This window comes from Agilicoccus flavus (assembly GCF_014857905.1).
Classification (GTDB): Bacteria; Actinomycetota; Actinomycetes; order Actinomycetales; family Dermatophilaceae; genus Agilicoccus; species Agilicoccus flavus.
In genome coordinates, this window is sequence record NZ_JACYXE010000002.1 from 518109 (window position 1) to 525273 (window position 7165).

At 73.1% G+C, this 7165-nt stretch carries 6 protein-coding genes and 1 rRNA gene; all 7 read left to right on the forward strand.

Annotation, left to right across the window (positions count from 1 at the left end):
- Window positions 1-159: 159 nt before the first annotated feature.
- Window positions 160-1158, forward strand: a complete 999-nt coding sequence (argB, locus tag ICW24_RS05785; protein ID WP_226344780.1) for an acetylglutamate kinase — start codon at window positions 160-162, stop codon at window positions 1156-1158.
- Window positions 1155-2375 carry an acetylornithine transaminase gene (locus ICW24_RS05790; protein ID WP_226344757.1) on the forward strand — a complete coding sequence of 407 codons (1221 nt, stop codon included), beginning with the start codon at window positions 1155-1157 and terminating at the stop codon, window positions 2373-2375. Before argB ends, ICW24_RS05790 begins: the two co-directional genes overlap by 4 nt.
- A gap of 5 nt (window positions 2376-2380) precedes the next feature.
- Window positions 2381-3034, forward strand: a complete 654-nt coding sequence (locus ICW24_RS05795; protein WP_226344758.1) for an arginine repressor — start codon at window positions 2381-2383, stop codon at window positions 3032-3034.
- Complete coding sequence (gene argH / locus ICW24_RS05800) at window positions 3031-4500, forward strand: argininosuccinate lyase (protein WP_226344759.1); 1470 nt, start codon at window positions 3031-3033, stop codon at window positions 4498-4500. The genes ICW24_RS05795 and argH overlap by 4 nt, the downstream gene beginning before the upstream one ends.
- Before the next feature lie 7 nt (window positions 4501-4507).
- Window positions 4508-5203: a DNA-3-methyladenine glycosylase gene (locus ICW24_RS05805; protein WP_226344760.1), complete on the forward strand. Its 696-nt coding sequence runs from the start codon at window positions 4508-4510 to the stop codon at window positions 5201-5203.
- A gap of 89 nt (window positions 5204-5292) precedes the next feature.
- Entirely contained in the window at window positions 5293-6552 is a 1260-nt protein-coding gene (tyrS, locus tag ICW24_RS05810; RefSeq protein ID WP_226344761.1) for a tyrosine--tRNA ligase, read from the forward strand.
- A gap of 507 nt (window positions 6553-7059) precedes the next feature.
- Window positions 7060-7165, forward strand: a 16S ribosomal RNA gene (locus tag ICW24_RS05815); the annotation flags it as partial.

Sequence of the window (7165 nt, forward strand, 5' to 3'; positions counted from 1 at the left end):
GTGACGGGCGCGGCGAGCGGGGCCACCGCGCCGCGCGGAACCCACGGCCCGGGACTCACCCCCAGCGGCGCGGCGCCGATCGTCTCCGACGCCGAGATCGCCGCCCGGTTCGCGGCGGCCGGCGCCGGCGGCGGGCTGGACCGGGCCAAGGTCGACGGGTTGCGCCGCCACGTCCGCCGCCTACGGGCCGACTCGGGGCTGAGCAGCGCCGCCGCGAAGGCGGGCACGCTGGTGGAGGCCCTCCCGTGGCTCGAGCGGTTCCGCGGCGCCCTCGTCGTCGTCAAGTACGGCGGCAACGCGATGCTCGACGACGACCTCAAGGCCGCTTTCGCCCAGGACATCGCCTTCCTCCGCTACGCGGGTCTGCGCCCGGTCGTCGTCCACGGCGGCGGCCCTCAGATCGCCGCGATGCTCACCCGGCTCGGCCTGACCAGCGAGTTCCGGGGCGGCCTGCGCGTGACGACCCCGCAGGTCATGGACGTCGTCCGGATGGTGCTCGTCGGCCAGGTCGGGCGCGAGCTCGTCGGGCTGCTCAACCAGCACGGACCCATCGCGGTCGGCCTGTCCGGGGAGGACGCGCACCTGTTCGGGGCCCGGCGCCGCGGCACGGTCGTCGACGGCGAGGACGTCGACCTCGGCCTCGTCGGTGACGTCGTCACGGTCGACCCGTCCGCCGTGCTCGACCTGCTCGAGGCGGGCCGCGTCCCCGTCGTCTCGACGGTCGCGCCCGACCTCGACGCGCCCGGGCAGGTCCTCAACGTCAACGCCGACACCGCGGCCGCCGCGTTGGCCGTCGCGCTCGGCGCGAGGAAGCTCGTCGTCCTCACCGACGTCGAGGGCGTCTACGCGGACTGGCCGGACCGCGCCTCGCTCCTGTCGCAGCTCGCGGCCGCGGACGCGGAGGACCTCGTCACTCGGGTCGACGCCGGCATGGTGCCGAAGCTGGAGGCCTGCGTCCGCGCCGTGCGCGGCGGGGTCGACGAGGCGCACGTCGTCGACGGGCGAGTGCCGCACACGCTTCTGCTCGAGGTGTTCACCGACGAGGGCGTCGGGACGATGATCGTGCCCGACGACGACGGAGCATCCCGTCCCCGACCCGATGTGGCACCGCCGACGTCCCGTCCCGTCCCCGACCAACACGAGGAGAGCCGCGCATGAGCACCACGACCGAGACGACCGGCAGCGCGGCCACGCTCGAGCGCTACGCGTCCTCCCTGCTGGGCGTGTTCGGCGCCCCCAAGCTCGCCCTCGTGCGCGGCCAGGGCAGCTACGTGTGGGACGCCGACGGGCGCCGCTACCTCGACCTCCTCGGCGGGATCGCCGTCAACTGCCTGGGCCACGCGCACCCGGGCGTCGCCGAGGCGCTGGCGCGGCAGGCCGGGACCCTCATCCACACGTCGAACTTCTTCACCACCCCCCAGCAGGTCGAGCTCGCCGAGCGCCTGCTCGCCGTGGCCCAGGCCCCGGCCGGGTCGGCCGTCTTCTTCGCCAACTCGGGATCCGAGGCCAACGAGGCCGCCATCAAGCTCGCCCGCCGCACCGGGCGACCCGGCCTGCTCGCCGCGGAGGACGCCTTCCACGGGCGCACGTGCGGGGCGGTCTCGCTCACGCACAAGCCCGCCTACCGCGAGCCGTTCCTGCCCCTGCTGCCGGGGGTGCTCCCGCACGTCCCCTTCGGTGACGCGCAGGCCCTGCGGGCCGCGTTCGCCGAGCACGGCGATCGCCTCGGCGCGCTGTTCCTCGAGCCCGTGCAGGGCGAGGCGGGGGTCGTCCCCGCTCCGGAGGGCTACCTGCGGCTCGCGCGGGACCTCACCCGCGAGCACGGTGCCCTCCTCGTCCTCGACGAGGTGCAGTCGGGGATCGGCCGGACCGGCCGGTGGTTCGCCCACCAGGAGTCCGGGGTCGTGCCCGACGCGATCACGGTCGCCAAGGGGCTCGGGGGCGGCATGCCCATCGGCGCGCTCGTCACGATGGGCCCGGAGGTGACCGGCCTCCTCACGGCCGGCCAGCACGGCACGACCTTCGGGGGCAACCCGCTGGCGTGCGCCGCCGGCCTCGCCGTGCTGCGCACCATCGAGTCCCAGGGCGTCCTGGATCGGGTCCGCGAGACCTCGGCGTGGTTCGCGGAGGCGCTCGCCGGCTGCGCCGAGCAGGTCACCGAGGTGCGGGCGGCCGGTCTGCTCGTGGGGATCACCCTGTCGGGACCGTTCGCCGCCCGCGCCGCGCAACTCGCCCAGGAGGAGGGGTTCATCGTCAACCCCGTCCGCCCCGACACCCTTCGTCTCGCGCCCAGCCTCCTCGCGACCCGCGAGGAGCTGGGGTCGTTCGTCGACGCCCTGCCCGGCCTCCTGGCACGGGCGGCGCGGGAGGGGTGAGCCCCGTGGCCATCGCCTCGTCGCGCACGGCGCGGCACGGCCGGATCGTCGACATCCTCTCGAGGGTGCAGGTGCGCAGCCAGTCGGAGCTGCTCGCGCTGCTCGCGCGCGACGGCCACGCCGTGACGCAGGCGACGCTGTCGCGCGACCTCGTCGAGCTCGGCGCCGTCAAGGTGCGCGCCGGCCGCGATCTCGTCTACGCCGTGCCCGCCGAGGGCGGCGACATGACGCCGAGGCCGGCGGGCTCCACCGAGGAGCACGACGCCCGCCTGCGTCGCCTCTGCGAGGAACTGCTCGTGACCGCGGTGAGCTCGGGCAACCTCGTCATCCTGCGGACGCCGCCGGGGGCCGCCAACTACCTGGCCTCCGCGATCGACCGGACCGCGATCTCGATCGCCGGTGGCATCATCGGCACGGTCGCCGGGGACGACACGGTCCTCGTCGTCACGGCAGACGTCGACGGCGGTGCCGAGGTCGCGAGGCGTCTCCTCGCGCTCGCGGGCGGCACGAGCGAGGAGCCCGACACGCCTCGACCCGGCACCGACCCGGAGTCCGCCCGACCCGCCGGATCCGAGCACGCGCAGGCCCCCGCAGGGGCCGACCAGACCGACCAGATCGACGACACCGCCCTCGGGGCGAAAGGGGACCAGCTCACGTGAGCCACGACGACGCCGACCGCACGGACGCACCGCAGGAAAGGGCGCCGTCACTGGCGCTCTGGGGCGGCCGCTTCGCCTCGGGCCCCGCCCAGGCGCTCGCGGCGCTGTCGAAGTCGACGCACTTCGACTGGCGCCTCGCGCCGTACGACCTCGCGGGTTCCCGCGCCCACGCGCGGGTCCTGCACCGGGCCGGCATCCTCGACGACGCGACCCTGGAGGCGATGCTCACGGGCCTGCGCGTGCTCGGCGAGGACGTGGCCTCCGGCGCGTTCGTCCCGGCGCCCGGCGACGAGGACGTGCACACGGCGCTCGAGCGGGGCCTCATCGAGCGGGCCGGGGCGGACGTCGGCGGGCGGCTGCGGGCCGGTCGCTCCCGCAACGACCAGGTGGCCACCCTGTTCCGCATGTACCTGCGGGACCACGCGCGCATCGACGCCGGGCTCGTGCTCGACGTCGTCGACGCGCTCGTGGCGCAGGCGGAGGCGCACCTCGACGTGCCCATGCCGGGCCGCACCCACCTCCAGCACGCGCAGCCCGTGCTCCTCGCCCATCACCTCCTCGCGCACGCCTGGGCGCTGCTGCGCGACGTCGAGCGCTGGCGCGACTGGGACGCGCGGACCGCGGTCTCGCCGTATGGTTCCGGCGCGCTCGCCGGCAGCTCGCTCGGCCTCGACCCCGAGCTCGTCGCTGCGGACCTCGGCTTCGACGGGGCGGTCGAGAACTCCATCGACGGGACGGCGAGCCGCGACTTCGTCGCCGAGTTCTGCTTCGTCGCGGCGATGAGCGCCGTCGACGTCTCGCGCCTGGCCGAGGAGGTCATCCTCTGGGCGACGAAGGAGTTCGGCTTCGTGCGCCTCGACGACGCGTTCTCGACGGGGTCGAGCATCATGCCGCAGAAGAAGAACCCCGACGTCGCAGAGCTCGCGCGCGGCAAGGCCGGGCGCCTCGTCGGGGACCTCGCGGGACTCCTCACGACGCTCAAGGCCCTGCCGCTGGCCTACAACCGTGACCTGCAGGAGGACAAGGAGCCGGTCTTCGACGCCTGCGACTCGCTGGAGGTCCTCCTCCCGGCGTTCGCCGGCATGGTCGCCACGCTGACGTTCGACACCGAGCGCCTCGGTTCCCTCGCGCCCCAGGGGTTCTCGCTGGCCACGGACGTGGCCGAATGGCTCGTCCGCCACCAGGTGCCCTTCCGCGTGGCCCACGAGGTGGCGGGGGCCTGCGTCCGCGTGTGCGAGGAGCGCGGGATCGAGCTGTGGGATCTCACCGACGAGGACCTCGCCGGGATCTCGCCCCACCTCACGCCCGGGGTGCGCGAAGTCCTCTCGGTGTCGGGGTCGTTGGGGTCGCGGGACGGCAAGGGCGGTACCGCCCCCGCCCGCGTGGCCGAGCAGCTCACCAAGGTGGCCCAGGTTGCGGCCTGGCAGCGTGACTGGGCGAACGGTCGCCCGCGCGTGCGGGACTGACCGGCGCGTGTCACGACCGCTCGAGGACACGACGCCGCGGCTGGGCGCGGACTTCTTCGACCGCCCGGTGCTCGAGGTGGCGCCCGACCTGCTGGGGTGCGTCGTCACGCACGCGGGGGTCTCGGTGCGCCTCAGCGAGGTCGAGGCCTACGACGGGGCGCGCGACCCCGGTTCCCACGCCTACAAGGGCCCGACCCGCCGGAACGCCACGATGTTCGGAGCCCCGGGCGGGCTGTACGTCTACTTCACCTACGGCATGCACCACTGCGCGAACCTCGTGTGCCGGGAGCCCGGCTGGGGCGCCGGGTGCCTCCTACGGGCGGGCGAGGTCGTGGCCGGCCTCGATACCGCCCGCGAACGGGCGACCCGCCCGCGGCGCGGCGCCGACGAGGCGGCCCCGCGGCGCGTCGTGCCCGACCGGGACCTCGCGCGGGGCCCGGCGCGCCTCGCTCGGGCCCTGGGCCTCGGCCCCGAGCACGACGGGGTGCGTCCGGTGGAGGAGGACTGTCCGGTGCGCGTGAACGGACGTCAGGTCGTGCTCGACCCGGCCCGCGTGCGGACCGGACCGAGGGTGGGCCTGTCCGGGCCCGGCGGCGACGGGACGGACTACCCGTGGCGGTTCTGGATCGACGGCGACCCCACCGTCTCGGTCTATCGCCCGGCGGTGCGCCGCCGGCGGCGCGCGGCCCCGCCGGTTCCATGAGGCAAGCTGGGACGCGCCCGTTCGCGCCGGCGACCGCCGGGCCGGCGGACGGCGACGGGAGCGACGACGAACGGATGAGGAGAACAGACGTGACCGATGTCCTCGACGAGCTGCGATGGCGTGGCCTCGTGGCCCAGACCACCGACGAGGAGGCGCTGCAGGAGGCCCTGTCCGCGGGGCCGGTCACCGTCTACTGCGGCTTCGACCCGACCGCGCCGAGCCTGCACTTCGGCAACCTCGTGCAACTCATCGTGCTGCGCCATCTCCAGCGGGCCGGGCATCGGGTCATCGGACTGGTCGGCGGCTCGACGGGCCTGATCGGCGACCCGCGCCCCAGCAGCGAACGGGTCCTCAAGACCAAGGAGCAGACGGCGGCGGACGTCGAGCGGATCGCCGTGCAGGTGCGGCGCATCCTGCTCGACGACGACGGCAGCGCGCCCATGTTCGTCAACAACCTCGACTGGACGGAGCCGATCTCGGCCCTCGACTTCCTGCGCGAGTACGGCAAGCACTTCCGCGTCAACCAGATGATCAAGAAGGACGCGGTCGCGGCCCGGCTCAACTCGGAGGAGGGGATCAGCTACACCGAGTTCAGCTACCAGATCCTCCAGGCGCTGGACTTCCTGCAGCTCTACCGCGAGTACGGGTGCACCCTGCAGACGGGGGGAGCCGATCAGTGGGGCAACCTCACGGCCGGGGTCGACCTCATCCACCGGGTCGAGGGCGGCACGGCCCACGTGCTCACGACGCCGCTGCTCACGGACGCGTCGGGGGAGAAGTTCGGGAAGTCGCTCGGCAACAGCGTGTGGCTCGACCCCGGCATGACCTCGCCGTACGCCTTCTACCAGTACTTCCTCAACATCGAGGACGCCTCTGTCGTCAAGCTGCTCAAGGTGTTCACGTGGCGCACGCGCGACGAGATCGACGAGCTCGCCGCCCAGGTGGCCGACGAGCCGTTCCGCCGGAGCGCCCAACGTGCGCTCGCGAGCGACATCACGACCCTCGTCCACGGGGCGGCGGCGACGGCGGCGGTGCAGGCGGCCTCCGAGGCGCTGTTCGGCAAGGGGGATCTCCCGTCACTCGACGTGGGCACGCTGACGGACGCGACGGCCGAGCTGCCCGGGGCCGACGTCGCCCCGGGGGACGAGCTCGTCGACGCGATGGTCGCGTGCGGGCTCGCCGAGTCGCGGAAGGCGGCGCGTCGCACCATCGACGAGGGCGGTGCCTCGCTCAACAACGTCAAGATCACCGAGGCCGATCGACGGCTGGTCGAGGACGACTTCCTGCACGGGCGGGTGGCGGTGCTCAAGCGAGGCCGCCGGCACCAGGCGGCGTTGCGTCGGTCCTGACGGCCCGGCCTGCGGGCGCCTTCGGACCGGGAGAGCGCCTCGCAGCCCGTTGACCAGCGGATTTGTATGTTCACGGGAACGTTGCCTAGAGTTCTACTCGTTCGCCCGGCAGGGAGGAACGGACGGGCCAGGCGCAAGCCGAGGCCGGGCCGGTCCCCCGGAGCGAACCGAGATCTACCGCAACGCCTCCGCGGACACCGTCCGCGTGAGAGCCGCTCAGCCCGTCGGGTTGAGACCGGGCAGAACGCCTGGTACAGTAGATAGCCGATCACGACGCAGCACGGAGTACGGCTCCGGGCGGTCGGGTCGACACACCAGCCGCGACAACAGCGTCAACACGCTGACGTCGTCGTGCGTCCGATGTTTGAGAACTCAACAGCGTGCCAAAAATCGATGCCAATTGTTTGTTGGTTGAAGTCAATTCGCAGCCTGTGATGGGTTGCATTGTTTCAGCCAGGATTTTCGGGTGTGTCTGCGTCTTTGGGCGTGGGCGTGCCTGGTTCTGCATTTATGGAGAGTTTGATCCTGGCTCAGGACGAACGCTGGCGGCGTGCTTAACACATGCAAGTCGAACGATGATGCCTAGCTTGCTGGGTTGATTAGTGGCGAACGG

Coding starts and splice junctions, on each gene's coding strand:
- ICW24_RS05790 (WP_226344757.1), top strand. CDS start 1,155: ATGAGCACCACGACCGAGACGACCGGCAGCGCGGCCACGCTCGAGCGC.